Annotated in this window: 21 protein-coding genes; 12 read left to right on the top strand and 9 right to left on the bottom strand. The window is 68.0% G+C overall.

Translation table 11 applies throughout. The features are described from left to right. The first annotated feature begins 57 nt into the window (after nt 1-57). From OD750_RS16645 to OD750_RS16605, 9 genes are all read left to right on the top strand, one after another. Nucleotides 58-1074: a 3-oxoacyl-ACP synthase III gene (locus tag OD750_RS16645; RefSeq protein ID WP_263541815.1), complete on the top strand. Its 1017-nt coding sequence runs from the start codon at nt 58-60 to the stop codon at nt 1072-1074. Nucleotides 1075-1184: 110 nt separating this feature from the next. Beyond that, nucleotides 1185-2351, top strand: a complete 1167-nt coding sequence (locus OD750_RS16640; RefSeq protein WP_263541814.1) for a Fic family protein — start codon at nt 1185-1187, stop codon at nt 2349-2351. Nucleotides 2352-2385: 34 nt separating this feature from the next. Continuing rightward, nucleotides 2386-3285 (top strand): alpha/beta fold hydrolase, encoded by a 900-nt coding sequence (locus tag OD750_RS16635; protein WP_263541813.1) that lies wholly within the window; start codon nt 2386-2388, stop codon nt 3283-3285. 3 nt (nt 3286-3288) lie between these two features. Next, entirely contained in the window at nt 3289-3990 is a 702-nt protein-coding gene (locus tag OD750_RS16630; protein WP_263541812.1) for a M50 family metallopeptidase, read from the top strand. Between the two features lie 2 nt (nt 3991-3992). Further along, nucleotides 3993-5651 (top strand): fatty acid CoA ligase family protein, encoded by a 1659-nt coding sequence (locus tag OD750_RS16625; RefSeq protein WP_263541811.1) that lies wholly within the window; start codon nt 3993-3995, stop codon nt 5649-5651. Between the two features lie 27 nt (nt 5652-5678). Further along, a complete protein-coding gene (locus OD750_RS16620; RefSeq protein WP_263541810.1) occupies nt 5679-6548 on the top strand; it encodes an NAD(P)-dependent oxidoreductase in 870 nt (289 codons plus the stop codon). 97 nt (nt 6549-6645) lie between these two features. After that, nucleotides 6646-8004 (top strand): PQQ-dependent sugar dehydrogenase, encoded by a 1359-nt coding sequence (locus OD750_RS16615; protein ID WP_263541809.1) that lies wholly within the window; start codon nt 6646-6648, stop codon nt 8002-8004. A 73-nt stretch (nt 8005-8077) separates the two neighbouring features. Continuing rightward, entirely contained in the window at nt 8078-9406 is a 1329-nt protein-coding gene (locus tag OD750_RS16610; protein WP_263541808.1) for a PQQ-dependent sugar dehydrogenase, read from the top strand. Between the two features lie 110 nt (nt 9407-9516). Continuing rightward, nucleotides 9517-10053, top strand: a complete 537-nt coding sequence (locus OD750_RS16605; RefSeq protein WP_263541807.1) for a hypothetical protein — start codon at nt 9517-9519, stop codon at nt 10051-10053. Here the strand turns inward: OD750_RS16605 and OD750_RS16600 are convergent. Then, nucleotides 10047-10700: an SPOR domain-containing protein gene (locus OD750_RS16600; protein ID WP_263541806.1), complete on the bottom strand. Its 654-nt coding sequence runs from the start codon at nt 10698-10700 to the stop codon at nt 10047-10049. The genes OD750_RS16605 and OD750_RS16600 overlap by 7 nt on opposite strands. A 125-nt stretch (nt 10701-10825) precedes the next feature. Continuing rightward, nucleotides 10826-12511 (bottom strand): arginine--tRNA ligase, encoded by a 1686-nt coding sequence (gene argS, locus OD750_RS16595; protein ID WP_263541805.1) that lies wholly within the window; start codon nt 12509-12511, stop codon nt 10826-10828. A gap of 533 nt (nt 12512-13044) precedes the next feature. Between argS and OD750_RS16590 the strand changes: the two genes are divergently transcribed. After that, the gene (locus OD750_RS16590; RefSeq protein WP_263541804.1) at nt 13045-15744 is read left to right on the top strand and encodes a TonB-dependent receptor domain-containing protein; all 2700 of its coding nucleotides are present in this window, start codon (nt 13045-13047) and stop codon (nt 15742-15744) included. Between the two features lie 166 nt (nt 15745-15910). After that, entirely contained in the window at nt 15911-17659 is a 1749-nt protein-coding gene (locus OD750_RS16585) for a hypothetical protein (protein WP_272842016.1), read from the top strand. Nucleotides 17660-17984: 325 nt separating this feature from the next. On the opposite strand, the gene OD750_RS16580 is transcribed toward OD750_RS16585, so the two are convergent. After that, entirely contained in the window at nt 17985-18578 is a 594-nt protein-coding gene (locus OD750_RS16580; RefSeq protein WP_263541802.1) for a winged helix-turn-helix domain-containing protein, read from the bottom strand. 345 nt (nt 18579-18923) lie between these two features. Here OD750_RS16580 and OD750_RS16575 point away from each other — a divergent pair, with 345 nt between their 5' ends. Beyond that, complete coding sequence (locus OD750_RS16575) at nt 18924-20525, top strand: retropepsin-like aspartic protease (RefSeq protein WP_263541801.1); 1602 nt, start codon at nt 18924-18926, stop codon at nt 20523-20525. A 390-nt stretch (nt 20526-20915) separates the two neighbouring features. On the opposite strand, the gene OD750_RS16570 is transcribed toward OD750_RS16575, so the two are convergent. From OD750_RS16570 to OD750_RS16545, 6 genes are all read right to left on the bottom strand, one after another. Further along, nucleotides 20916-21536 carry a TetR/AcrR family transcriptional regulator gene (locus OD750_RS16570; RefSeq protein WP_263541800.1) on the bottom strand — a complete coding sequence of 207 codons (621 nt, stop codon included), beginning with the start codon at nt 21534-21536 and terminating at the stop codon, nt 20916-20918. Between the two features lie 145 nt (nt 21537-21681). Beyond that, nucleotides 21682-22263, bottom strand: a complete 582-nt coding sequence (locus OD750_RS16565) for a nucleotidyltransferase family protein (protein ID WP_263541799.1) — start codon at nt 22261-22263, stop codon at nt 21682-21684. Next, nucleotides 22260-23240, bottom strand: coding sequence for an XdhC family protein (locus tag OD750_RS16560; RefSeq protein ID WP_263541798.1), 981 nt, complete (start codon nt 23238-23240; stop codon nt 22260-22262). The genes OD750_RS16565 and OD750_RS16560 overlap by 4 nt, the downstream gene beginning before the upstream one ends. Before the next feature lie 133 nt (nt 23241-23373). Beyond that, nucleotides 23374-23820 carry a type II toxin-antitoxin system HicB family antitoxin gene (locus tag OD750_RS16555; protein ID WP_263541797.1) on the bottom strand — a complete coding sequence of 149 codons (447 nt, stop codon included), beginning with the start codon at nt 23818-23820 and terminating at the stop codon, nt 23374-23376. Nucleotides 23821-23823: 3 nt separating this feature from the next. Continuing rightward, on the bottom strand, nt 23824-24051 hold the full coding sequence (locus OD750_RS16550) for a type II toxin-antitoxin system HicA family toxin (protein ID WP_263541796.1): 228 nt from the start codon (nt 24049-24051) through the stop codon (nt 23824-23826). A 61-nt stretch (nt 24052-24112) separates the two neighbouring features. Beyond that, nucleotides 24113-25618 (bottom strand): YifB family Mg chelatase-like AAA ATPase, encoded by a 1506-nt coding sequence (locus OD750_RS16545; protein ID WP_263541795.1) that lies wholly within the window; start codon nt 25616-25618, stop codon nt 24113-24115. Nucleotides 25619-25746: the final 128 nt, after the last annotated feature.

Below are 25746 nucleotides of genomic sequence, written 5' to 3'. Positions count from 1 at the left end.
TTTGTACGCCCGGCCCGGAACCGCTAGCCTTGCCGCTTTCCCAGCCGAAAGCCAGCCATGCTCTATAAGCACGTCGCCATCGCCAGCGTCGCTCACATCGACGCGCCGGTTCGCCTTTCCTCCGCCGAACTGGTCGAACGCCTGAAGCCGACGATGCTGCGGCTCGGCATCCGCGACAACGTGCTCGAAGACGTCGCCGGCATCCACGCGCGCCGCATCTGGGACAAGCCGACGATGCCGTCGGAAGCCGCCACCGCGGCCGCGCAGAAGGCGCTGGCCGAATCGGGCGTATCGCACGAGAAGATCGGCATCCTGATCAACACGTCGGTCTGCCGCGACTACCTGGAGCCGTCGACCGCGAGCATCGTTCACGGCAATCTCGGTCTCGCCGACACCTGCCAGAACTTCGACGTCGGCAACGCGTGCCTCGCGTTCCTGAACGGCATGGACATCGCCGCGCGCATGATCGAGCGCGGCGACATCGAATACGCGCTGGTCGTCGACGGCGAAACGTCGAACCTCATCACCGAAAAGACGATCGAACGCATGCTCGCGCCGGACATCGACGAGGTGGCGTTCCGCGGCGAGTTCGCGTCGCTGACGCTCGGTTCGGGCGCCGCCGCGATGGTGCTCGGCCGCAGCGAGCTGCTGCCGGACGGGCATCCGTTCCTGGGTTCCGTCACGCGCGCCGCGACCGAGTTTTCGCACCTATGCCGCGGCAACCTCGACCGCATGATCACCGACACGCGCAGCCTGCTGATCGAAGGCCTCAAGCTCGCGGCGAAGACGTTCCAGGCCGCGCGCGCCGCGCTCGGCTGGGTCATCGACGAACTCGACGAGTTCGTGATCCACCAGATCAGCCGCGTGCACACCGAGGAATTCTGCAAGCTGCTCGGCATCGACCCGGAGAAGGTGCACGCGATCTTTCCCGAGCACGGCAACGTCGGCCCGGCGTCGGTGCCGATCGTGCTGTCCAAGCTCAAGGAAATGGGCCGTCTGCAGAAAGGCAAGCGCATCGCACTGCTCGGCATCGGCTCGGGGCTGAACTGCTCGATGGCCGAGGTGGTCTGGTAAGAAGACTAAGCGGCCGAATTCTTCCTAAAATTCGTTTTCTTCGTTCTTAAGAAGACTTTTGGCTCGAATTCTTCTTAAGATCGCGATTTCTGCGTCTTAGGAAGGCGACGATGCCTCGATCCACCGGCCGATTCGTTCCCGGCGCGCTCGGCGGCAGCCGCTACCGGGCGTTCATTCCCGATGCGCTGCCGCCCGACCCGCCGCTGGATCTCATGTCCACCGATCTCATCGTGCGCAAGGAGCGGGCCGATCAGGCGTTGGGTCGGCTCGATGGCATAACGCTGCTGCTGCCGGACCCGACGCTGTTTCTGTATCAGTACGTGCGTCGGGAAGCGTTGCTTTCGTCCCAGATCGAGGGCACGCAATCGTCGTTGTCCGACCTCCTGCTGTATGAAATCGACGAAGCGCCCGGTGTGCCGATCGACGACGTCGAAGAGGTTTCCAACTACGTCGCCGCATTGAGGCACGGCTTGCGTCGGCTGCGCGAGGACGGGTTCCCGATATCGCTGCGCCTGTTGCGCGAAATCCACGAGCGGCTGCTGCGCGGCGGTCGCGGCGAGAACAAGCGGCCCGGCGAGTTTCGTCGCGAGCAAGTGTGGATCGGCGGCGCGACCCCGGCGCTCGCGAATTTCGTGCCGCCGCCGCCCGACGCGCTCGACGAATGCCTCGCGGCGTTCGAGCGATTCCTGCATGCGGGAACCGATATCGCTTCCCCGCTGATCAAGGCGGGGCTCGCGCATGTGCAGTTCGAAACGATCCATCCGTTCAGCGACGGCAACGGGCGGCTGGGTCGGTTGTTGATCGCGATCCTGCTGTGTGCCGACGGGGTGCTGCAGGAGCCTTCGCTGTACCTGAGTCTCTATTTCAAGCGGCATCGCGCCGAGTACTACGAACGCCTCAACGCCGTGCGGACCGATGGAGACTGGGAAGGCTGGCTTGCGTTCTTCCTCGCGGGCATCGCCGAAACCGCGACGCAGGCCGTCGAGACCGCGCGGCGACTCGTGGCGTTGCTCGAGGCTGATCGCAAGCGCATCGCGCTATTGGGGCGACGAGCCGGCAGCGCGAGCGCGGTGTTCGACGTGCTGACGCGTCAAGTGCTTTCGACGGTCCCGCAGTTGGAGAAATCGCTGCATCTGTCGACACCGGCGATACGCGACGCGATTGCGTCGCTCGCCGATCTCGGTATCGTCAACGAGTTGACCGGTCAACGCCGCAACCGCGTGTTCGCATATCAGGCATACCTTGAGATATTGAACGAAGGAACGACGCCGCTATGAGCCATTCGCGAAACGCGCGCAAGCAGACGACCCGATGACCACACTTCCCGACTACCCGTTCGCCTCGAATCGCCACACGCACGCCTCCGGCCTCGTCCAGCACTATCTCGACGAAGGTCCGCGCGACGGCGCTCCGGTGCTGATGCTGCACGGCAATCCGTCGTGGTCGTACTACTGGCGGCGTCTCGTGCTCGGCCTGCGCGACACGTATCGCTGCATCGTGCCCGACCACATCGGCATGGGCTGGTCCGACAAGCCCGATGACAGCCGGTACGCGTACACGCTGCAGTCGCGCGTGGACGATCTCGATGCGCTGATCGAACGCCTCGTCGCCGACCGCGGGCTGCCCGCGCGCGGCTGGACGCTCGTGCTGCACGACTGGGGCGGCATGATCGGCACCGCCTGGGCGTGCCGCCGGCCCGAACGCGTCGCGCGGCTCGTCGTGACGAATACCGCGGGCTTTCCGAATCCGAAGGATCAGCGATTGCCGGCGGCGCTGAAGCTCGGCCGCGATTCGAAGCTCGGCGAATGGCTGATTCTCAAACACAACGCGTTCGCGCGCGGCGCGGCGCGCTGGGGCGTGACGCGCCGGCTCGATCCGGCCGTCGCCGCCGCGCTGGTGTCGCCGTACGACACGCCGGCGAACCGGCTCGCGACATTGCGCTTCGTGCAGGACATTCCGCTCGGCCCGGGCGACCGCGCCTGGCCGCTCGTGGAAGCGACCGGCCGCGCGCTCGGCCAGTTCGCCGACCGGCCGATGCTGCTCGGCTGGGGCCTGAAGGATTTCGTGTTCGACGCGGCGTTTCTCGCCGAATGGCGCCGGCGCTTTCCGGCCGCCGAGGTTCACGCCTGCGACGATGCCGGGCACTATGTGCTCGAAGACGCGCACGAGCGGCTCGTGCCGGCCATCAGGACGTTTCTCGACCGGAGCTGATCCATGAGCGGTTTCTCGGACGGTTGGCGCGTGAGCGAACTCGTCGGCCTCGCCGTGCTGACGCTCGCACTGCTCGTGTTGTGGCAGATCCCGTATTTCGGGTTCGTCGTCTATCCGTTTCGCCTGTTCGGCACGTTCGTGCACGAGCTCGGCCACGGCCTCGCCGCGCTCGCGACCGGCGGACACTTCGAGCGCTTCACGGTATCGCCGGACCTGTCGGGCCTCGCCTGGTCGAGCGGCGGCATCCGCTTCGTCATCGCGAGCGCCGGTTACGTCGGCAGCGCGGTATTCGGCGGCGTGCTGATCCTCCTCGCCGCGCGCGGCCTGTCGGCGCGCACGCTGCTGACCGCGCTCGGCGTGCTGCTGGGCCTCCTGTGCCTGTTGTTCGTGCGCAACCTGTTCGGCATCGCGACCGGCCTTGCGATCGCCGCCGCGCTCGTCGTCGCGGGCCGGCGCCTGCGCTCGCCGTGGTCCGACGTGCTGTTGCTCGTGCTCGCGCTGCAGCTCGTGCTCGACGGCTTCAACAGCCTGTTCACCGTGCTGCGCCTGTCCACGGCGACCAACGTGCAGACCGACGCGCTGAGCATGGCCCAGGCGACCGGCGTGCCCGCCGTCGTCTGGGCCGTAGTGTGGACCGTGCTGTCGCTCGCGATGCTTCTTGTCACGCTGCGCCTGGCGTATCGCCGCCGCGCGGCGGGAACGTAGCCGTGGACGACATCGCGAACATCGCGAGCGCGCTCACGGCGAGCGCCCGCGCGCAGCCCGACGCGGTCGCGCTGCGCATTCCGGTCGGCCGCGCGCAAGCCGACGGCCTGCCCGGGTACGCCGAATTCACCTACGCGCAGCTCGATCGCGCGAGCGACCACGCCGCCGCCGCGCTGACGCGCGCCGGCATCGCGCGCGGCATGAAGACCGCGCTGATGGTGCGGCCGGGTCGCGAGCTGTTCGTGCTGATGTATGCGCTGTTCAAGCTCGGCGCGGTGCCGGTGCTGATCGATCCGGGCATCGATCGCCGCGCGCTCAAACAATGCCTCGCCGAAGCGGCGCCCGAGGCGTTCGTCGGTATCGCGCTCGCCCACGTCGCGCGGCTCGTGCTCGGCTGGGCGCGCCGTTCGGTGCGCATCGTCGTCAGCGTCGGCAGCCGGTTCGGCTGGGGCGGACGCACGCTCGACGCGCTGCGCGCCGAAACGTCGCCCGACGGTTTCGCGCCGGCCGCGACGCGCGCGGACGAACTCGCGGCGATCCTGTTCACGTCGGGCTCGACCGGCGTGCCGAAAGGCGTCGAATACCGGCACCGGCATTTTCTGGCGCAGGTGGACCTCCTGCGCGAGGCGTTCGCGATAGCGCCGGGCCGCGTCAACATGCCGACGTTTCCGCCGTTCGCGCTGTTCGACCCGGCGCTCGGTTCGACGTCGGTGATACCCGACATGGACCCCACGCGCCCGGCATCGGCCGATCCGCGCAAGCTGATCGCGGCGATCGAGCGCTACGGCGTCGACATGCTGTTCGGGTCGCCGGCGCTGCTCGACACGCTGTCGCGCCATTGCGAGCGCCACGGCGTCGTGCTCGGCAGCTTGCGCATCGTGATTTCCGCCGGCGCGCCGGTGCCGCAGGCCGTGCTCGCGCGGTTGCGCCGCTGCCTCGACGACGCCGCGCGCATCTATACGCCGTACGGCGCGACCGAATGCCTGCCGCTGGCCGTCGTCGAAAGCCGCGAGCTGCTGTCGGAAACGCGCCAGGCGACCGAATCCGGCGCCGGCACCTGCGTCGGCCGGCCGCTCGCGGCGAATACCGTGCGCATCATCGCGATCGACGACGCGCCGATCGCCGACTGGTCGCAGGTGCGCCAACTGGCCGCCGGCGAGGTCGGCGAGATCACGGTGGCCGGTCCGACGACGACCGAGCGCTACCACGCACGCGACGCGGCGACCGCCGCGGCGAAGATCGCCGACGGCGCCCGCATCGTGCATCGCATGGGCGACCTGGGCTGGTTCGACACGTCCGGCCGGCTGTGGTTCTGCGGTCGCAAGACGCAGCGCGTGCGCGCGGCCGGCGGCGATCTGTACACCGAGCAGGCCGAGCCGATCTTCAACACGATCGCGGGCGTGCGCCGCAGCGCGCTGGTCGGCGTCGGCGCGGCGGGCGCACAGGTGCCGGTGCTGTGTCTCGAACTCGACGCCGACGCCGGCGACAATGCGCGCGAACGCATCGACGCCGAGGCGCGCAACCTCGCGCGCCGCTATGCGCATACGCGTGGCATCGCGCATTTTCTTTTCCACCCGGGCTTTCCGGTCGATATCCGCCACAACGCGAAGATCGGCCGCGAGCGTCTGGCCGTCTGGGCGGCCGGACAGATAAACGGCTAGCCGGACGGCAGCCGCAGCGGAGTACGCATGAATACGATACGAGCGGGATTTATCGGCCTCGGCGCGATGGGCCGGCCGATGGCCGGGCACCTGGCGCGCGCGGGGCTGCTGGCCGCGGTCGGCAACCGCAGCGCGGCCAAGGCGACGGAACTCGCGCAGGAACTGGGCGTTGCCGCGCCTGCGAGCTACGCCGAACTCGCCGCGCAGTGCGATGTGATCGCGCTGTGCGTCACGGGCGACGACGACGTGCTGGCGGTGACGCGACAGATCGCGCAGGGCGCCGCGCCCGGCACGATCGTCGTCGATCACTCGACCGTGTCGTCGCCGACCGCGCAGGAAGCCGCGCTGATCATGCGCGCGGCCGGCGGCGACTTTCTCGACGCGCCGGTCTCCGGCGGCGTCGAGGGCGCGAAGAACGGCAAGCTGTCGATCATGGTGGGCGGCGACGCGGCGGCGCTCGAACGCGCGCGGCCGGTGCTGGAAGCCTACGGCGCGCGCATCAGTCACATGGGCGATGTCGGCGCCGGCCAGAACACGAAGGCGGTCAACCAGGTGCTCATCGCCGGCATCGCCCATGCGGTGACCGAAGGGCTCGCGCTCGCCGAAGCGCTGGGCCTCGATCCCGCGACGCTGCTGCCGACGCTCGGCGCCGGCGCCGCCGGCAACTGGTTTCTCGACAAGCGCGGAGCGACGCTGCTGCGCAACGAGTTCAGCGTCGGCTTCAAGCTGGGTCTGCTGCACAAGGACCTGCTGATCGTACAGGGCCTTGCACGAAACGCCGGCACCGACCGCACCGTCATCGACCGGTCGATCGCAGACTATGCGGAGCTGATGCGCCAAGGCTACGCCGACGACGACATCTCCGCGCTGATCCGCCTGAAACGACCGCGCGTCTGAGGCTTTGTGCGGCGTGTCACGCGGCGACGCGAACGCGCTGGCAACGCCGCCGCGCGCGGGCGCAGACTTGCATCCTTCCCGTGCGGAGTATGGATTCATGCGATTGAACAAGCTGTTTGCCGGCGCGGGTCTCGCCGCGCTGGCGCTGAGCGCGACGGCGGCGTTGCCGCCGGATCTGGCGATGACGCGTTTTCCGAATTCGTCGACGTCGTATCCGACGCCGGTGGCGATACGCGCGCCGCACGACGGCAGCGGTCGCGTCTTCATCGTACAGAAGGGCAATACGGGCCAGGGCGGCGGCGTCATCAGCATCGTCAAGAACGGCGTACCGCTCGCGACGCCGTTCCTGACCGTTCCCACGATCCTGAACGGCAGCGAAAGCGGCCTGCTGGGCCTTGCGTTCCACCCGAACTACGGCAAGCCGGACCTGCCGCACAACGACGAGTTCTACATCTTCAAGACGCGCCCCTCGGGCGATCCGCGCCTGGGCACCTCGCCCGACCAGGTGGTGATGCGCTACACGGTTTCGTCGAACCCCGATATCGCCAACACCAACGGTACGATCGTGCTGCGCCTGCCCGACCTTGCCGACAACCACAACGGCGGCGACATCCACTTCGGTACCGATGGATATCTGTACATTTCGTCCGGCGACAGCGGCGCGCAGAACAATCCGCACGGCTTTGCCGAATGCCTGTGGAAGAAGCCGGCCGACAACAACCGCAACACCTGCGGCACCAACCCGAACGGCACGCAGTACTACCTGCTCGGCAAGATGCTGCGCATCGACGTCGACAACCGCGGCGGCGCGGTGACGGCCGACATGTGCGGCTCGAACGGCATCGCGCCGGCGGAGTACTCGATTCCGCCGAGCAATCCGCACACGGGCACCAGCAACACCTGCGACGAGATCTGGTCGCACGGCTTTCGCAATCCGTGGCGCTGGAGCTTCGATCGCGCGAACGGCCGCATGATCATCGGCGACGTCGGGCAGGGCAACTACGAAGAAGTGTCGGTCGAAGCGCCGGGCGGACCGGGCGGTCTCGACTACGGCTGGAGCCGCTGCGAAGGGCGCCACTACTTCACGACGTCGGGATCCGGCACGAACTGTCCGGCCACGACGTCCACCGTCGCACCCGTGATCGAATACGACCACACGGCCGACTGCGCCGTGGTCGGCGGTTTCGTCTATCGCGGACCGATCGTGATGATGCGCGGCACGTATTTCTACAGCGACTCGTGCGGCGGCAAGGTGCGCTGGGCCGACAGCACGCTGCCGGGCGTCTGGGACGCCGGCGGCCTCAACGACAGCGGCGTCAATACGAGCGGCGGCATCTACGGCTTCGGCGAAGACGAGGCCGGCAACCTCTACATCGGCAAGGGCAACGGCACGGTGTTCGTACTGACGTCGGCCCTCGGTTCCGACCTCATCTTCGAGGACGGTTTCGAACAGTAGCCGGCACATTGCCGCGCTGGCTGGCGACGCGATCGCGGGCGCACACTCGGTTTATCACTCGGAGGGAACGAAGATGCGCATCATCAAGTGGTTGGCGGGGACGGGCCTCGCCGCGCTGGCCCTGAACGCGATGGCGGCGCCGCCGCCCGATCTCGCCATGACGCGTTTTCCGAACGCGTCGACGACGTTCTCGACGCCGGTCGCGATCCGCGCGCCGAACGACGGCAGCAATCGCGTTTTCATCGTGCAGAAGGGCGGCACGATCCGCGTCGTCAAGAACGGCACGCTGCTCACGACGCCGTTCCTGACGCGCGCCGTCACGACGAGCAGCGAAAGCGGCCTGCTCGGTCTTGCGTTCCACCCGAACTTCGGCAAGCCGGATCTGGCGCACAATACCGAGTTCTATATTTTTTACACCCGCCCGGCCGCCGACGAGCGGCTCGGCACGTCGCCGGACCAGGTCGTCGCGCGCTACACCGTGCCGACCCCGGATTCGGACGTCGCCGACACGAACGGTACGATCGTTCTTCGCATCCCGGATCTCGCCGGCAATCACAACGGCGGCGACATCCACTTCGGGGCGGACGGATACTTGTACATTTCTTCCGGCGACAGCGGCGCGCAGAACAATCCGCACGGCTTCGCCGAATGCCTGTGGAAGAAGCCGGCGGACAGCAATCGCAACAGCTGCGGCACCAATCCGAGCGGCACGCAGTACTACCTCCTCGGCAAGATGCTGCGCATCGACGTCGATACGCGCGGCGGCACGGCGACGGCCGACATGTGCGGCTCGAACGGCGTCAACCCGCTCGAATACGCGATTCCGGCGAGCAATCCGCACACGGGCACCAGCAACACCTGCGACGAGATCTGGTCGCACGGCTTTCGCAATCCGTGGCGCTGGAGCTTCGATCGCGCCAACGGCCGCATGATCATCGGCGATGTCGGTCAGGGCAACTACGAGGAAGTGACGGTCGAGGCGGCGGGCATCGCGGGCGGGCTCGACCACGGCTGGAGCCGCTGCGAGGGCCGCCACTACTTCACGACGTCGGGTTCCGGCACGAACTGCCCGGCGACGACGTCGACGATCGCGCCGGTGATCGAGTACAGCCACGCGGCCGGCGACTGCGCCGTCGTCGGCGGCTTCGTGTTCCGCGGTCCGATCGCGCCGATGCGCGGCACGTATTTCTATAGCGACTCGTGCACCGGCAAGCTCTGGTGGGCCGACAGCACGCTGACCCCGACCTGGGACGCCGGCGGGCAGAACGATACCGGTCTTTCGTCGAGCGGCATCTACGGCTTCGGCGAAGACCAGGCCGGCAACGTCTACGTGGGACAAGGCAACGGACAGGTGTTCAAGCTGACGTCCGACTTCATTTTCGAGGACGGCTTCGAGCAGTAGTCGGTGCCGGCGTCGGCATGACAGCAACGGGCTCGACAGAGCCCGTTGCTGTTTTGGGGGCGCGTCGCGATATGCGCGTCTACCGGGAAACAGCCGAGTGAGAGCGACGAATGCGTACAGGGATCAGTGCACCGGCAACGATCGCTCTGCTGTTGCTGTGTCAATCCGGTGTTGCAACGGCGCAGTGCTTTTATGCAGCCCCGTTGCAGCCGTGGCCGGATTCGCTGGTGTTCGACCCACCGCACCCGGCCGCCGGTACGCCGTTTGCGGCGTTGATCGGCGGGCCGGCACTATACGCGCTGGATTCGTCCACCCAGGCACTTTCCGGTTCGACGCTAGTCGTCGACGCCATCGCCCAGGATACGGGTGGCATCGGCGTACCGCCGCCACGCACGCTGTTGAGAATTCCGCTCGAGGCATTGCCGAATGGCACGTACGCAGTACAGGTCCGTCTGCGCGTCGACAACACGGATATCGGTCTCGGCATTTCCGACTGCGCACCGATCGCGGCGTCCGTCGTCGTCGGCACAGGGATTGCCGACACACCGATCCCTTCGCTCGGCGTCGCTTCTCTCGCGCTGACGGCGACGACGCTTGCGCTGTTCGGCGGCTACGCGTTGCGACGTCGTCGCCGCAACGCCTACTGATCCGGGCCGGAATCCTTCAACGCGATCGCGTTGACCCCGTTCTCGCTGAGCGACTGCTTGGCGCTTTCGACGTCGCTCGCGCTCGCATACGGGCCGACGCGCACGCGATGCCACGTCTTGCCGTTGACGGTGACCGGCTGCACGCGCGCGACGAAACCGAGCAGCGCGAGCTTGGCCTTCACTTCTTCGGCGGCTTTCGCTTCGGGATACGAGCCGGCCTGCAGTACGTAGCGCGCACCGGCGGCCGGCGCGGTCGCGACGGTTGCCGGCGCGGTCGTCGCGTTCGGTGCGGGCGTCGTCGCGGCGCTCTGCAGGCGCTGCTGTTCGGCGCGCGCCTTGGCCGAGAGCTCGGCGTCGGGAATCACGACCTCCATTTCCGGCAGCACCGAATAGAAGTCGTAGGTCTTCTTCGGCGCCGCGGGTTTCTTCGCGTCGTCGGCGACGGCCGGCTCGCTCGGCTTGGGCGCGGTCGCTTCCGGGTTCGGCTGCGGCACGTTCGCCTTGCGCAGGATCGGCGCCCAGCCCTTGTACAGCGCGACGACCGCGAAGCCGAGGCCGAGCAGCACGCCGAGCGCGAACGGTACCCAGAACGGCCATGGATTGCCGCCGTTGCCGGTACGCGTCGCCTGTTTGCGTTTTGCCGCCATCTGTCGCTCCGTTCTCGCGTTGCCGCGGTGATTGTGCGGATCGGTCGTGACGACGACCTGAAGGCTCCTGCCCTCTCGCACGCTTTCCTCTCACGCCGCGGACGCGATGGCCCGCGGCGCCGTCGTTACATGCTTTCCGGCGCGCCCATGCCGAGGAGGTCCAGGCCGTTCGCGAGCACGATGCGCGCGGCTTCGGCCAGCGCGAGCCGCGCGTCGCGCAGGTCGGCGTCGTCGACGATGAAATGGTGCGCGTTGTACCAGGCGTGAAACGCGGCGGCGAGTTCGTACAGATACGTCGCCACCAGATGCGGCTCGAGGTTCGTCGCGGCCACGTCGACGAGCTCCGGGAACTTCGACAGCGCGACCATCACGTCCTGTTCGTGCGCGGCGTCGAGCCGGTCGAGCTTCGCCAGGCCGTTGTCGCGGTTCCATTCGAGGCCGCGCTCGCCGAGCTGGCGCCGCACGCTGCAGACGCGAGCATGCGCGTACTGCACGTAGTACACGGGATTGTCGTTCGACTGCTCGCGCGCGACATCGATGTCGAACGTCAGCTGCGAATCGGCCTTGCGCGAGGTCAGGAACCAACGCGTCGCGTCGGCGCCGACCTCGTCGATGAGATCGCCGAGCGTCACGTAGCCGCCGGCGCGCTTTCCGAGCTTCACTTCCTCGCCGCCGCGCATCACCGTGACCATCTGGTGCAGTACGTACTCGGGCCAGCCTTTCGGAATGCCGGCGTCGAGCGCCTGCAGGCCCGCGCGCACGCGCGTGACGGTCGAATGATGATCGGCGCCCTGCTCGTTGATCACGCGGCCGTAGCCGCGCTGCCACTTCGTCTTGTGGTACGCGATGTCGGGCAGGAAATACGTGTAGCCGCCCTGCGCCTTGCGCATGACGCGGTCCTTGTCGTCGCCGAAATCGGTCGTGCGCAGCCACAGCGCGCCGTCCTCTTCGTAGGTGTGGCCCGCGTCGACGAGCGCCTTGACGGTCTCTTCGACCTTGCCTTCGGTGTACAGCGACGATTCCAGATAGAACACGTCGAAGTTCACGCCGAACGCCTTGAGGTCGACGTCCTGCACGTGGCGCAGGTAGGCAACGGCGAAGTCGCGGATCGCATCGCGGTCGTCGGGATCTTTCGCGCCGGTCACGTGCCGGTCGTCGGCATGCACCGTGTCGCCGGCGAGATAGCTCTGCGCCACGTCGTTGATGTACTCGCCGCGGTAGCCGTCTTCCGGCCAGCCGGCGTCGCCCGGCGCAACGCCCTTCGCGCGCAGCTGTACCGACGTCGTGAGGTTTTCGATCTGCTGGCCGGCGTCGTTGTAGTAGAACTCGCGGCTGACGTTCCAGCCGGTGGCTTCGAGGAGGCGCGCGAGGCAGTCGCCGACCGCCGCGCCGCGCCCGTGGCCGACGTGCAGCGGGCCGGTCGGGTTCGCCGACACGAATTCGATCTGCACCTTCCTGCCGCCGCCGGCGTCGTTGCGGCCGTACGCGGCGCCCCGAGCGAGCACGTCGCGCACCTGCGCGCGGTACGCCTCGGGCGAGAGGAAGAAATTGATGAAACCCGGGCCCGCGATCTCGACCTTCGCGATCGCCGGCGACGCCGGCAGCGCGCCGACGAGCGCCTCGGCGAGTTCGCGCGGCTTCCGGCCCGCGGCCTTGGACATCAGGAGCGCGGCGTTCGCGGCGAAATCGCCGTGGTCCTTGTTGCGCGTGCGCTCGATCACGAAGGCGGTGGGGACCGATTCGGGCACGCTGCCGTTGCGCTGCAGGTCGGCGAGCGCCTGCAGCACCTGGTCGCGAAGAAAGTCTTTCACGGGTGGGGCCGTTGCAAAGAAAGGACGCGATTGTAGTCGCGCGAGCAAGCATGCCGCGAGCGTGCGTTTCGCACTGCAACAATTCGTTAACGCCTGCGGGGTTGGCCGGTGTATCTCCGTTTGATGACAGAACCGCGAACCAACGGCTTGAGCGTCAAGCAAACTCGGGCTGTGCGCGGGCTTGTGGATAACTTTGTGGGCAACGTTGCGGCCGGCGCTTGTGACGCGCTTCACATGCGTCGTGACGGCGTGAAGAGCTCGCCAAAATCAGCAGATAAAACAGCACTCTGGAACATGCCGTCGTGACTTTTGGCCTGGTCGCGCGCACTGGCGGGCACAGCGTCGCCGCGATGTGAATAACCGCGCGTCAAGCGCCTGAAAAACCCTTGAAAACCGCGACCGCAAGCGGCGTTCCCTGACTTGCCGCAGTCACGAAACCGCAACCCGTACCGCCTAGGCTGGCCCGCCCGAAAACCCGCTCCGCGGCGCGCGACGACAGCGCGCGCGGCGCCTTCGTTCGTTCCGGAAATCCGATGAAGACCAGCCACCTGCCGTTGCGCCGCACCGTCCTGTCCGTTCTGCTTGCCGCCGCGCTGCACGGTCCCGCCTTCGCCGCGCAGCCGGCCGACGGCAACGCCGACGCGTCGCCGCTCGCCGCGTCGCCGGATGTAATCGCACCCGATGTGATCGCACCCGATGCCGTCGCGCCCGATCCTTCGACGCCCGCGGGCGACGACACGCAGAAGCTCGAAGGCGTGCATGTACAGGGCGCGTACCAGCGTGGCGGCCAGGCACTGTATCTCGACGAAAAGCGCGCCTCGGCGGTCGTTTCCGAAACGCTCGGCGCCGAGCAGATCGCGCGTACCGGCGATTCCGATGCTGCGACGACGCTGAAGCGCGTCACCGGCCTGACGCTCGTCGACGGCCGCTTCATCTACGTGCGCGGTCTGGGCGAGCGCTATTCGAGCGTGACGCTCAACGGCGCGCAGATTCCGAGTCCCGATCCGACGCGCCGCGTCGTGCCGCTCGACCTGTTTCCGACCGACCTCCTCGACGGCGTCGTCGTGCAGAAGGGCTATACGCCGGACATGCCCGGCGAATTCGGCGGCGGCGCGGTGCAGCTGCGCACGCGCGACGTGCCGACGAAGTTCTTCTTCCGTCTGTCGGGCACGCTGGGCTGGCAGGAAGGCACGACGTTCAAGGACGGCTACCGCTATTCGGGCGGCGATCACGACTGGACCGGCCACGACGACGGTTCGCGCGACCTGCCCGCCTCGCTCGCCGACGCGACGAGCGGTGGTCGCGTGCTGCGGCCGCAGTCGCCGCTCAACCCGACCGGCGCGTCGCCGGCGGAGCTCGAGCGCTACGGCGAAGACGTGGCCAAGGCCGGCTTCGACACGTCGCGCGAATCGATGACGCCGGAAACCGGCCTCTCGGGCGCGATCGGCAACCGCTGGGATTTCGGCGACGCCGGCAAGTTCGGCGTGATCGGCGCATTCCGCTACAACCAGGCATGGGATCGCAACGAGGAGGTCCGCCGCACGTTCCAGGCGTCGAACGCGGGTCTCGAACTCGCCGACCATCTCGCCGTCGACGACACGCGCCGCAATGTCGATTTTTCCGCTTTTTTGAATCTCGGCTACGAGCTGAGTCCGCAGCACCGCTTCAACGCGACGAGCGTGCTGCTGCGCCAGAGCGAAGACCGCACGAAACTGTCGACCGGCGTGCAGGACGACCAGGAAGCGCGCTTCACCGAACTGCGCTGGACCGAGAACCAGCTGTTCGCGCAGCAGTTCGGCGGCAACCATCTGTTTCCGTCGGCGGGCGACCTGTCGCTCGACTGGCAGTACACGCTGGCGCGCGCCACGCGCGACGAGCCGGCCACGCGCAAGTACCGCTACGATCTCGACGACGACGGCACGTACTCGTTCTCGCAGCGCTCGGACTCCAACCAGCTGACCTGGGCGCAGCTCGACGACCACCAGCGCGACCTGTCGGTCAAGGCGAAGCTGCCGTTCGACCTCGGCGGCTCGACGCTCGATGTGTCGGCCGGCGGCGAGCGCGTCGAGCGCGACCGCGACGCGGCGATCCGCAGCTTCTCGTTCAGCGCGGCCGGTCCGCTCGCGCGCGACCCGAACCTGCTCGGCCTGCCGCTCGATCAGATTCTCGATCCGGCGCACATCGGCCCCGACGGCTTCGTGCTCTCCGAGACGACGCTGCCGACCGACAACTATTTCGCGAGCCAGGATCTTTCCGCGTTCTTCGTCGCGCTCGATGCGAACATCGCGTCGAAGTACCGCATCGCGGTCGGCGCGCGGCGCGAGAAGAACGACCAGAAGGTCACGACGTTCTCGCTGTCGAATCCCGAGGCGCCGCCGGTCGTCGCCGGCGAAGATGCGTCCAGGACGCTGCCGTCGGCCGCGTTCACGTGGGCGTACAGCGCGGACGCGCAGCTGCGTGCGAGCTATTCCGAAACGCTGTCGCGGCCGGACTTCCGCGAGCTGTCGCCGGCCCCGTACCTCGATCCGCTGCTCGACGTGCAGGTGGTCGGCAATCCGGAACTTGAAAGCGCGAGCATCAAGAACTACGACCTGCGCTGGGAGTACTACTTCTCGCCGGTCGAGAGCATTTCCGTCGGCGCGTTCCTCAAAGAATTCGAATCGCCGATCGAAAAGACGCGCCTGCCGGGCACCGGCGTGCTGCTGACGCTCGACAACGCGCAGTCGGCGCGCAACTACGGCATCGAATTCGACGTGACCAAGGGCCTCGAATTCGTCGCCGACTGGCCGGGCTTCCGCTCGATCCACGGCGACTGGGCCAACTGGTACGTCGGCTTCAACTACGCGCGGATCAAGTCGGACATCACGCTCGATCCCGAGCGCGCGAGCTTCCAGACGAATCTCAACCGGCCGATGCAGGGACAGTCGCCGTATGTCACGAACCTGCAACTCGGCCACCAGTCGGGCGACGGTTCGAGCGAGGCGACGCTGCTGTACAACGTGTCGGGCCGCCGCATCGCCGCGGTCGGCGTCGCCGGCCAGCCGGACATCTACGAAGAAGCGTTCCGCCAGCTCGACTTCCAGTACCGCCTGCAGTTCGCGACGGCGTGGACGTTCAAGCTGCGCCTGCGCAACCTGCTCGATCCCGAGGTGCGCTACACGCAGGGGCCGGAAGAAACGCGCGAATACCGCAAGGGCCGCTCGGTGCTCGTCAGCCTCGAGTGGAAGCCGTAACCCGACCTCAGGCGGACACGAAACCGCAGCAAAAGCGTAACCGCAACGCACAGGTACGGTAACGCGCCGTCGCTAACTTGGCCGTCTACCACCGCCGTTGCGGTCCGCGAGACCGCAGCGACTTTCGTTCCGCCAAGACAGGGTTCACGACATGCGATTGACGACGATGACTAAGAGCGTGCTCGGCAGCGCGCTCGCCGCGATGTTCCTCATGCCGGCGGCCAACGCCGCGGTGCGTTTCAGCGACGCGATCGACGGTCTGTACGCCGACGCCGCGCACGCCGGCCGCGGCTGGGTCGTCGACTACATCGCCAAGCCGAACGGCGACGGCATTCTGTACTTGTACGGCGCCGCGTACGACCAGACCGGCAAGCAGGTCTGGGTGACGACGAACTTCGACGTCAAGGAATTCGAATTCAAGAAGACCGGCGTGCCGATGGCGATGCCGAACGGCGGCCGCTTCGACGACAACTGGCCGAACGCCGTGCAGACGAACATCGTCGGCACGATGGACGTCGAACTGACGGCTTGCGGCGAACTCAAGATCGCGCTCAAGCCGAACGCCGCGACCGGCCTGCCGAACTCGACCCAGACGCTCGTCGCCAGCGGCGACTACGTCGCGTCGGCCGGCATCCCGACCGTCAACGACCGCTGCGTGCAGAAGCGCAAGTTCACCGCGTGCCCGACCGGTTCCACCCCCGTCGCGTCGGCCGAGCGCACCTGCCAGATCACCGGCACGATCGCCAGCAACATGACGCTCACGAACGAAACGACGTGGGTCCTCAAGGGCCTCGTCAAGGTCGGCACTGACAACGCGAACAAGGTCAACCTCACGATCGAACCGGGCACGCTGATCACCGGTTCGGGCCAGGCGGCCGACTACCTCTACGTCGAACCGGGTTCGAAGATCTTCGCCAACGGCACGCCGTACGCGCCGATCATCTTTACCAGCCCGCTCGACGGCGTTCCGGGCGGCCAGCCCAAGGCCGGCGACTGGGGCGGCATCGTCGTCTCCGGCAATGCGCCGAACAACAAGTGCCTGACCGCGCCGTTCGACTGCCGCAGCGAGTTCGACCCGACGCTGCGCTACGGCGGCAACAACGCGCACGACAACTCCGGCGTGCTGGCGTACATCCAGTCGCGCTACGCCGGTTACATCTTTACCACCGGCCGCGAAGTGAACTCGTTCACTTTCCAGTCGGTTGGCGACGGCACGGTGGCGCATCACCTGCAGGCTTATCGCGGCAAGGACGACGGCTTCGAATTCTTCGGCGGCACGGTCAACGTCAAGCATGCCGTGGTGACCGAAGGCGGCGACGACGGTCTCGACTGGGACGAAGGCTACAGCGGCCACATCCAGTACGTGCTGCTGCAGAACGGCACTGGCTTCGGCGAAGACAACGGCATCGAAGCGTCGAACCAGAACGCGAACCAGGACGCCCTGCCGCGCGCGATCCCCAGCGTGGCGAATCTCACCATGATCGGCAACGGTCAGGGCGGCTACGGCGTCTACCTCAAGGAAGGCACCGGCGGCCACATCAAGAACTCGGTGTTCGTCGGCTTCAAGAAGGGCTGCCAGTACATGGCCAACGCGCCGACGTTCGCCGCGGCCGGCACGCCGACCGCGCTGACCGGCACGCTGACGATCGACCACGTGGCGTATGCGTGCGATCCGCAGTTCGGCCAGGACGCGACGGCGCCGTGGACCTCCGAGGCGTTCTTCAACGCGCAGGCCGGCAACCTCAAGGGCGACCCGGCGCTGCAGGGCTACCTGCCGAAGGCCGGCTCGCCGCTGATCGACGGCGGCGCGCAGAACACGACCGAAGCGTGGTTCACCCCGACGTCGTACATCGGCGCCTTCCGCGACCAGAACGACGACTGGACGCGCGGCTGGACCTACAACGTCGCTCGCTGAGCGACGGTCGGCGGCAAGGAAGCTCGCGGGCGCAAGGATGCGTCGCAGGAAGCGGTTACGGGAGCAAGGTTGGCCTGTCGTGCGGGATGCGCACGGCGCGCCGCGGTGCAGGGATGCGCCAATGCATTCGCCGAAAAAGGCGCCTCCGGGCGCCTTTTTCCTTGCCGCTCCGGCCCGTGGCCGTCACGTTGCGATTCTTGCGTTGTCTTCAAAGACAAAAGGCGCCCATTGGGCGCCTTTTGCTTTGTGCGTTTCTCTCCCTGGCGAGCCGGCGACCTGGTCGCCGCCGGAACCTGCGGTCGCGCTTCCCCGAGCGACCGCCGGTCTATTCGTCGGCGCCGCGCCGCGCCGGCTGCGCGTCGATCGGCGCGAGCACCCAGGCGAGCGAGATCAGCCGCGTGCGGCGCGCGTCGCGCTTCTTGTGCAGCAGCGCGCCGAGCCGGGTCAGCAGCTTGTTGACCTCGGCCAGCTCCCGGTCGCTGACCCATCCCTTGGTGCGGCTGCCCCACAGCTCGCGCAGCTCGCCCTCGGCCACGACGTCCGGCCGCGCGATCGCGCGTTCGAAATCGCGTCCGGCGATGCGCAAGAGGCCGTTGACGACGCGGTTGACCGACGCCGAGTGCGCGGCCTTGCCGGGCTCGTAGCGCAGGTTCAGGCGCGCATTGCGACCGGCGGCCGACAGATAGCGGCGTCCGTTGCCGGCATCCGGCAGCTCGGTCACGAGGCCGGCTTTGACCAGCACGCGCAAGTGGTAATAGAGGCTGTCGGCCGGCTTGCCCAGTTGCTTGGCAATGTCGGCGACGGTGGCTTCCTGGCCCAAGCCTTCGATGGTGTCGATGATCTCCAGGCGCGCCGGGGCGGCCAGCGCGTCGATCTGCGACTTTTTGCTGAGCGGGTGCAGCTTTTGTTTCTGTGCCATCGGTTGGGTTGCCTATATTGAAAAGTGATTTGAAAATTCAATCTATGCCGGTTCCCGCCGGCCCCGCGCGGACCGGGACGGTCCGAACCGAACGAGGTGCACATGCTGGCGAGGTGGATTGTTCCTAAACTCTGGTGCGCTTTTCTACTACCGTCCATCGCCTCGGCCTCCGGCGCGCTCGGACTTTTCGCCGACTTCAAGGCCGCCTCCGGCGGCGATCGCTGGGACCGCGCAACGTCCGTGGTCGCCGACGGCACCCTCTCCGTCGGCGGCTTGTCCGGTACGTTGCAAACGGCCGAAAGCCTTCAAGCCGGACACCGGGTCACCCGCTATGACCTTGGTGTCGTGAAAGGCGCTGAAGGTTATGACGGCGAGCATGGCTGGGCGCTCGATCCCGGCGGCGAAGTCGCCGTGCAGGATACCCCCGAAGCGAAGCAACGCAATGCCTCCGAGGCGTGGCTGACGCGTCGGGGCTACTACCGGGCGGATGCGCTGGGCGCCGCGCTCGGCCCGGTCGAGGACGTCACCGACGACGGACGTCACTTTCGGACCGTCGCCGTAACGCCGCCGGGGGGCGTTGCGTTGACGCTGTGGTTCGACGCCGACAGCCGGCTCATGGTGCGCAGCGTCATGCGCAGCGGCCAGGACACGATCGTGACGCGCTATGAGGACTGGCGCGACGTCGACGGTGCAAAACTGCCGTTTCGCACAATTTCCGATCGCGGCGACGAGCGCTCGCGCACGACCGTGCAGCTTCAATCCGCAAAAATCGATGCGCCGATCGACGGCGCCGCGTTCGCCGTTCCCAAAATGTCGCGGGACACGGCACGCATCGCCGGCGGCGCGACGACGCTCGACTTCGACCTCGTCAACAATCACATCTACGTCGACGGCGAGATCGACGGCAAGCCGGTGCGTCTCCTGGTCGACACCGGCGGCCTCAACATCGTGCTGCCGTCGGCCGCGGCGAAGCTAGGGCTCGCGAGCGAAGGCAAGCTCGCCGCGCGCGGCGTCGGCGAGCGGCAGGTCGACCTCGCGTTCGCGCAGGCGCGCGAGCTCAAGCTCGGCGCGCTGACGGTCGACGCGCCGACGTTCTACGTGATCGACCTCGGGCCGTTCCCGCAGGTGGAAGGCGTGCCGGTCGACGGCATCGTCGGCTACGAAGTGTTCCGCCGTTTCGGCGTCCGCATCGACTACGCGGCGGGCAAGCTCACGCTGACCGAACCGGCCCGGTTCAAGGCGCCCGAAGGCGCGACGGAGCTGGCCTTCACGCTGTCGGACCGCATTCCGATCATTGAGGGCAAGGCCGACGGCAAGCCCGTACGGCTGACCGTCGACACCGGCTCGCGTGCATCGCTGAGCTTCCATTCGCCGTATGCGAAGCAGCACGACCTCGTGCGCCGGCTCGATGCGGCGCCCGAAGCGGTCGGCGGCTGGGGCGTCGGCGGACCGTCGTATACGCGGCCGGCGCGTTTGGGCAAATTGCAATTGGGGAATCTTGCGATCGACGACGTCGCCGCCGACCTGTTCACCGGCGACAAGGGCGCGTTCGCGAGCCCCGACGCCGGCGCCAATCTCGGCGGCGGCACGTTGCGCCGCTTCACGGTCAGCTTCGACTACGAGCGCAAGCGCATGTATCTCGAACCGAACGCGCGCTACGGCGAGCCCGAAGCGTTCGACCGCAGCGGCCTGTGGCTGCTGGCCGACGGCGACGCGCTGAAGATCGCCGCCGTCGCGCGGGGCAGCGCGGCCGAGCGTGCGGGCATCAAGGCCGACCGCCGTATCGCGCGGATCGCCGGGGAAGCGGTCGGCGCGCGCACGCTCGCGGCCTGGCGCGAATACCTGCGCGCGACGCCGGCCGGAACGACCGTGCCGCTCGCATTCGCCGACGGCGGCGAAGTGCCGCTCGTGCTCGCCGATCGCATCCCCGCGCACGCAAAACGCTGATCCGCCGGCGCGAAGCCCGCCGATGCGGCGGGCTTCGCGCCGCGCCACATTGCGACAAAGGCAAACTGCGGCATCCCCAAGCGCCGCGCAAAGAAAAAGCCCGGGCGTTTCGCGCCCGGGCCTTCGTTTTCAAGTGCCTGTCCCGGTATCGGTGATCGGGGGGAGGAGGGAGTCAGCCGATACCGGGCAGGCGGGGAACTGTGTCGTCCAACGAGTTGGGGATGCGTTTCGCATCATCAACCCGGCGTTGCGTTCGACGATGGTCGAATGGCGACCCTTGCGAGTTTCCCTGGCCCCGCTCGCCATGCAACGGAGGGCAGGGAGGAGCGCAGCGAACGGAGCCAAGGAAAACCTTTGACGGCGCGTCCGTGCCCGCAGATGAAACTATTTTTACCTTTGTATTCCGTGCAGCAGCAGATCGATCCATTGCCGCCGCAGTTCCGGTCGAGCGGCCAGCGAACCGACCGTCATCAACCGTCCGTCCAGCTGCTCGGTCTGAAATCCGAACAGGTTGAGCGAAAGCACGAGCTTGGCCACAAGAGCCGGGCTGATGCCCTCGCGCAACTCGTCCGATGCCTCGGCCAGAAGCGCAACCACGCGTTCGAAGTTGCTGCGGATCAGCGGAAACACCGCGCTTTGTGCCAAAGCCGTCGGCGAACCCGTCAACTCGCGCAAGATCAGGCGCGTACCGTTCGGTCGTTCGCGCAGAAAGGCTTCGTGCCATTCCACCAGCGCGGTCAAACGCGCCGCGAGTCCCGTTTCCGCTAGCTGCAGCCGGTCGAACGATCGGCTGAAGTTTTCGCAGGCCTGCCAGAGCACGCGCTCGTACAGTTCCTGCTTCGTCGCGAAATGGTGGAAAACATTGGCCTTGCATACGCCCGACGCACAGGCGACCTCGTTGATCGAAACCCCGTCGAAGCCATGCTCGGCGAACAACGCTTCCGCCTCGAGCAAGATCCGCGTCATTGCCGACTTGTCGGTAGTTTCTAACGCGGGCGCCAGCAGGGTCACGACATCAAAATCGCACTGACCGATCGGTTGGTATGGATTATCGGCGCTCGTAAGTCACTGTTGAATAGGACGAAAGTCGTGGTCAAATGGTAAAAAACAAGTTAGTTTTGACGAAAAGCGTCGTACTTGCGGCGTGATCGGCCAACTACGGGTCGACAGGCAGATCGCCGACGCGGTCGACGTCGCGCGCGAGCGCCGGCGCGTCGACGGCAACGACGTGCCGGGCCGCCGATCGCAACAACTCGCGCGCACCGTGATCGCCGGCGAGCGCGCCGGGCTCGGCCAGCCACGCGCGCGGCAGCACGGCCGGAACGCCGAGCACGCCGGCATACGCGCTGGCCGCCGCGGCGGTGCGCCGCGCGCGCCATGTGTCGACGAGCGCGATGCAATGCGCCGCATCGAGGGCCGGTTGATCGCACAGCAGCACGAGCACGCCGTCGCAGCGCTCGTCCAGCATCGCGACGCCGCATGCGAGCGACGCGCCCATGCCTTCGCGCCAGTCGTCCGCGACGACCGCGCGCAGCGGCAGGTCGGCAACCGCCGCGCCGATGTCGCCGGCGGCGTGACCGAGCACGATGACCGCGTCGAGCGGCGCGGTAGCGAGGCCGCCGTGCGCGGCGCGGCGCACGAGCGTTTCGCCGTCGACGACGACGAGCTGCTTGGGTCTGCCGAGCCGTCGCGACGCGCCGGCTGCGAGCAGCACGAGACCGTGCGGCGCGGCGCTCACGAGTGTGCGGTCGCGAAGTGCTGCTGCAGGCCCGCGACGATGGCGAGCGCGATCGCCTCGGGGCCTTCGCCGCCGAGGCGCAGACCGACCGGCGCGTGCAGGCGCGGTCGCAGGCGCGCGCCGACGTCGGGTCCGAGTTCGGCGAGCAACGCGTCGCGTCGCGCCGGCGGACCGAGCAGGCCGACGAACGCGACGTCGACCTGCGCGAGGGCGGCGAGATAGTCGCGATCGTTGCTGTAGTGGTGGCTCATGACGATCGCCGCGTCGCAGCCGGCGGCAAGCGCGGCGACGTCGCGCGGCGCCGCGGCGCTGCGGCTGTCGGCGAAGCGCACGGCGTCGTGCCAGCGGCCTCGCTGCTCGACCGCGTCGACGCGCCAGCCGAGCGCCTGCGCGTAGCGCACGAGGGTGGCGGTTTCCGGACCGGCGCCGAGCAGCAGCACGCGCGGCGGCGGCGCGAGCCGTAGCGACCATGCGGTCGACGTCGCGCTCGGGAACGTCGCGGACCACTGCCACCGGCGGCCGTCGAGCGCCGCGCGGCCGGCGCCGTCTTCGCGCAGTTCGAGTTCGAGCGCGGCGCCGCCTGCATCGAACGCGCGCAGCGCTTCGACCAGCGGCGCGCGGGCATCGACCGGCAGCAACAACAAATGAATTTCTCCGCGACAGCCCGACGCCGAACCGAAGACGAGGTCGTCGTCGCCCTGCGTGTTGAAGCTCACGCGTCGCGGCGCACCTGCGGCCAGCGTTTCGCGGCCGGCGAGTTCGAGCTCGGCCTCGAGACAGCCGCCCGACAGCCAGCCCTCGCGCGCACCCTCGCCGAGGACGATCAGCGCGCCGGGCTTGCGATAGGTCGAGCCCGACGTCGCCACGACGATCGCGAGCACGGCACGCGCGTCACCCCGCGGCAGCGCCGCGAGCACGGCGCGCAGCCCGCCGCGTTCGGTCGCGGCTCGGGCGGTATCGATGGAACCGTCGGACATTCGAACGCTCGGTTGATGCACTGACGGCATTCTATGGGCGTTCGCCGCGCGCTCAAGCGCCGTCCCGACCGCATGCGGCGGACGGCGCGGCGGCGCGCCCGTTCGCGACGAGCCGACCGCGTGCGGTCCGCGATCAGCGCACCGTTGTGCCGCTCGGTGCGTCGACGACGCTGACCGACAGGCGCTTGCCGAGCAGCGCCAGTGCACGCTCGATGCGCGAGAGCTTCGTTGCGTGATAGGGATCGAGCATGCGCCGCACTTCGTTCTCGTTCACGTCGAGACGGCGTGCGAGCCACGTCTTGCGGATGCCGGCGGCGGCAACCGTCTCGTACAGCGCGACCTTCGCGGCAATCAGCAGCGACGGCTCGACCGCGTACTTGCGGATGCGCGACGGCGGCGGAATCGTCTCGTCGCCGTGCACGCGCGAGGCGAGCGCTTCGTCGAGAGCGTCGATCGCGGCGATCAGCGCCGCATCGACCGATTCGCCGTACGTGATCGCTTCGGGAAAATCGGGAAACGTCGCCGTCCAGGCGTCGTCGCCCGCCTCGTGCCTGAGCGTTACCGGGTATCGATAAATCACTTGTCACCTCGTCTGACGGCTCGCCAGAGCCGGATCGAGCCGCAGCTGTTTCAAAATCGCGCGCCGCGTGCCGAGCGGAATGTCGCCGCTCGCGAACGGCACGGTGGATTTGCGCCCGCCGACATGAACCATGCGATGCGATCCCTTGCCGCGGTTCTTGACCACCTCGAACGAATAGCCAAGGCGCGCCGCTTCATCCTTGACTACCGCGACGAAATCCATCGTGTTCATGGCGATGTCGCCCAAATAAGATCGCACATTTTTGTGCGATACACAATCCGCAGGAAATCCTTCATCGCCGCGCCTCCATGCGCCGAAGCTGTATCGCTTCGCTCAGATGGGGCGTCGCGATGCGCGGCTCGCCGGCGAGATCGGCGATGCTGCGCGCCACGCGCAGCAGCCGGTGGTACGCGCGCGCCGACAGGCCGAAGCGATCGACCGCGCGTTCGAGCAGACGCCGATCCGCGTCGGTCAACACGCAATCGCGCTCCACTTCGGCGTTGCCGAGCAACGCGTTCGGCTTGCCGGCGCGCGCCAGCTGGCGATCGCGCGCGGCGACGACGCGCGCACGTACGGCCGCGCTGTTTTCGCCGGTGCCCGCCGTCGCGTTCAATTCGGCGAGCGGCACGCGCGGCACTTCCAGTTGCAAATCGATGCGATCGAGCAGCGGCCCCGACACCTTGCCGCGATAGCGCTGCACCTGATCGGGCGTACACACGCAGCGTCCGCTCGGGTCGCCGGCATAGCCGCAGGGGCAGGGATTCATCGCGGCGACGAGCTGAAATCGCGCCGGAAATTCCGCCTGCCGTGCCGCGCGCGAAATCAGCACCCGCCCGCTTTCGAGCGGTTCGCGCAGCACTTCGAGCACGTGCCGGTCGAACTCCGGCAGCTCGTCGAGAAACAAGACGCCGTGATGCGACAGGCTGATCTCGCCGGGGCGCGGCTGCGCGCCGCCGCCGACCAGCGCGACGGCCGACGCGGTGTGATGCGGGGCGCGAAACGGACGCGTGCGCCAGCGCGCGAGATCGACGCCCTGCCCCGCGACCGAACGCACGGCGCACGACGCGAGCGCCTCGTCGTCGGCGAGCGGCGGCAGCAGGCCGGGCAGGCGGCTGGCAAGCATCGTCTTGCCGGTGCCGGGCGGGCCGACGAACAACAGGTGATGGCCGCCGACTGCCGCGATTTCCAGCGCACGTCGCGCCTGCGCCTGTCCGCGCACGTCGGCGAGATCGTACTCGCCGTCGACCGCGCCGCTCGATCGCGCCGAGGGTGCGCGCGGCAGCTCGCCGCGTCCGCACAGGAACGCGCAGACCTCCAACAGGTTGTCGGCGACGCGCACGTCGGCGTCGGCGACCAGCGCCGCTTCGGCGGCGTTCGCGCGCGGCACGATCGCGGTGCGGCCGAGTTCGCGCGCCCTGAGCAGGGCCGGCAGCAGGCCGACGACGGCGCGCAGGTCGCCGCTCAACGCCAGTTCGCCGAAAAACTCGCACCGCGCCAGCGCCGCGTGCGGGACGTGGCCGGACGCGGCGAGTATGCCGAGCGCGATCGGCAGGTCGAAGCGCCCGCCGTCCTTCGGCAGGTCGGCAGGCGCGAGATTCACCGTCACGCGGCGCGCGGGATAGTCCAGGTGGGTATTTTGAATCGCGACGCGCACGCGATCGCGCGATTCCTTCACGGCGGTTTCGGGCAGGCCTACGATCGACGTGCCCGGCAGGCCGCCGGACAGATGCACCTCGACGACGACGGGCGGCGCGTCGATGCCGTCCTGCGCGCGGGAATGGACGATGGCGAGACTCATGCCGCGAGGCTAGCCACGCATCGCGCCGCGCGCGTCGGGCGACTTCCGGACGCGAACTCGGAAAAGTCAGGTCCGGGCTTCGTCCCGATCGCCGGGTCGGCCGTCGGGGCCGCCCCGGCGATCAAGCC

The sequence above is a fragment of the Tahibacter soli genome (genome assembly GCF_025717065.2).
In the GTDB taxonomy this organism is placed as follows: domain Bacteria; phylum Pseudomonadota; class Gammaproteobacteria; order Xanthomonadales; family Rhodanobacteraceae; genus Tahibacter; species Tahibacter soli.
This window is presented reverse-complemented; position numbering and strand designations above follow the sequence as displayed.

Coding starts and splice junctions, on each gene's coding strand:
- OD750_RS16645 (WP_263541815.1), top strand. CDS start 58: ATGCTCTATAAGCACGTCGCCATCGCCAGCGTCGCTCACATCGACGCG.
- OD750_RS16640 (WP_263541814.1), top strand. CDS start 1,185: ATGCCTCGATCCACCGGCCGATTCGTTCCCGGCGCGCTCGGCGGCAGC.
- OD750_RS16635 (WP_263541813.1), top strand. CDS start 2,386: ATGACCACACTTCCCGACTACCCGTTCGCCTCGAATCGCCACACGCAC.
- OD750_RS16630 (WP_263541812.1), top strand. CDS start 3,289: ATGAGCGGTTTCTCGGACGGTTGGCGCGTGAGCGAACTCGTCGGCCTC.
- OD750_RS16620 (WP_263541810.1), top strand. CDS start 5,679: ATGAATACGATACGAGCGGGATTTATCGGCCTCGGCGCGATGGGCCGG.
- OD750_RS16615 (WP_263541809.1), top strand. CDS start 6,646: ATGCGATTGAACAAGCTGTTTGCCGGCGCGGGTCTCGCCGCGCTGGCG.
- OD750_RS16610 (WP_263541808.1), top strand. CDS start 8,078: ATGCGCATCATCAAGTGGTTGGCGGGGACGGGCCTCGCCGCGCTGGCC.
- OD750_RS16605 (WP_263541807.1), top strand. CDS start 9,517: ATGCGTACAGGGATCAGTGCACCGGCAACGATCGCTCTGCTGTTGCTG.
- OD750_RS16600 (WP_263541806.1), bottom strand. CDS start 10,700: ATGGCGGCAAAACGCAAACAGGCGACGCGTACCGGCAACGGCGGCAAT.
- OD750_RS16590 (WP_263541804.1), top strand. CDS start 13,045: ATGAAGACCAGCCACCTGCCGTTGCGCCGCACCGTCCTGTCCGTTCTG.
- OD750_RS16585 (WP_272842016.1), top strand. CDS start 15,911: ATGACTAAGAGCGTGCTCGGCAGCGCGCTCGCCGCGATGTTCCTCATG.
- OD750_RS16580 (WP_263541802.1), bottom strand. CDS start 18,578: ATGGCACAGAAACAAAAGCTGCACCCGCTCAGCAAAAAGTCGCAGATC.
- OD750_RS16560 (WP_263541798.1), bottom strand. CDS start 23,240: ATGTCCGACGGTTCCATCGATACCGCCCGAGCCGCGACCGAACGCGGC.
- OD750_RS16550 (WP_263541796.1), bottom strand. CDS start 24,051: ATGAACACGATGGATTTCGTCGCGGTAGTCAAGGATGAAGCGGCGCGC.
- OD750_RS16545 (WP_263541795.1), bottom strand. CDS start 25,618: ATGAGTCTCGCCATCGTCCATTCCCGCGCGCAGGACGGCATCGACGCG.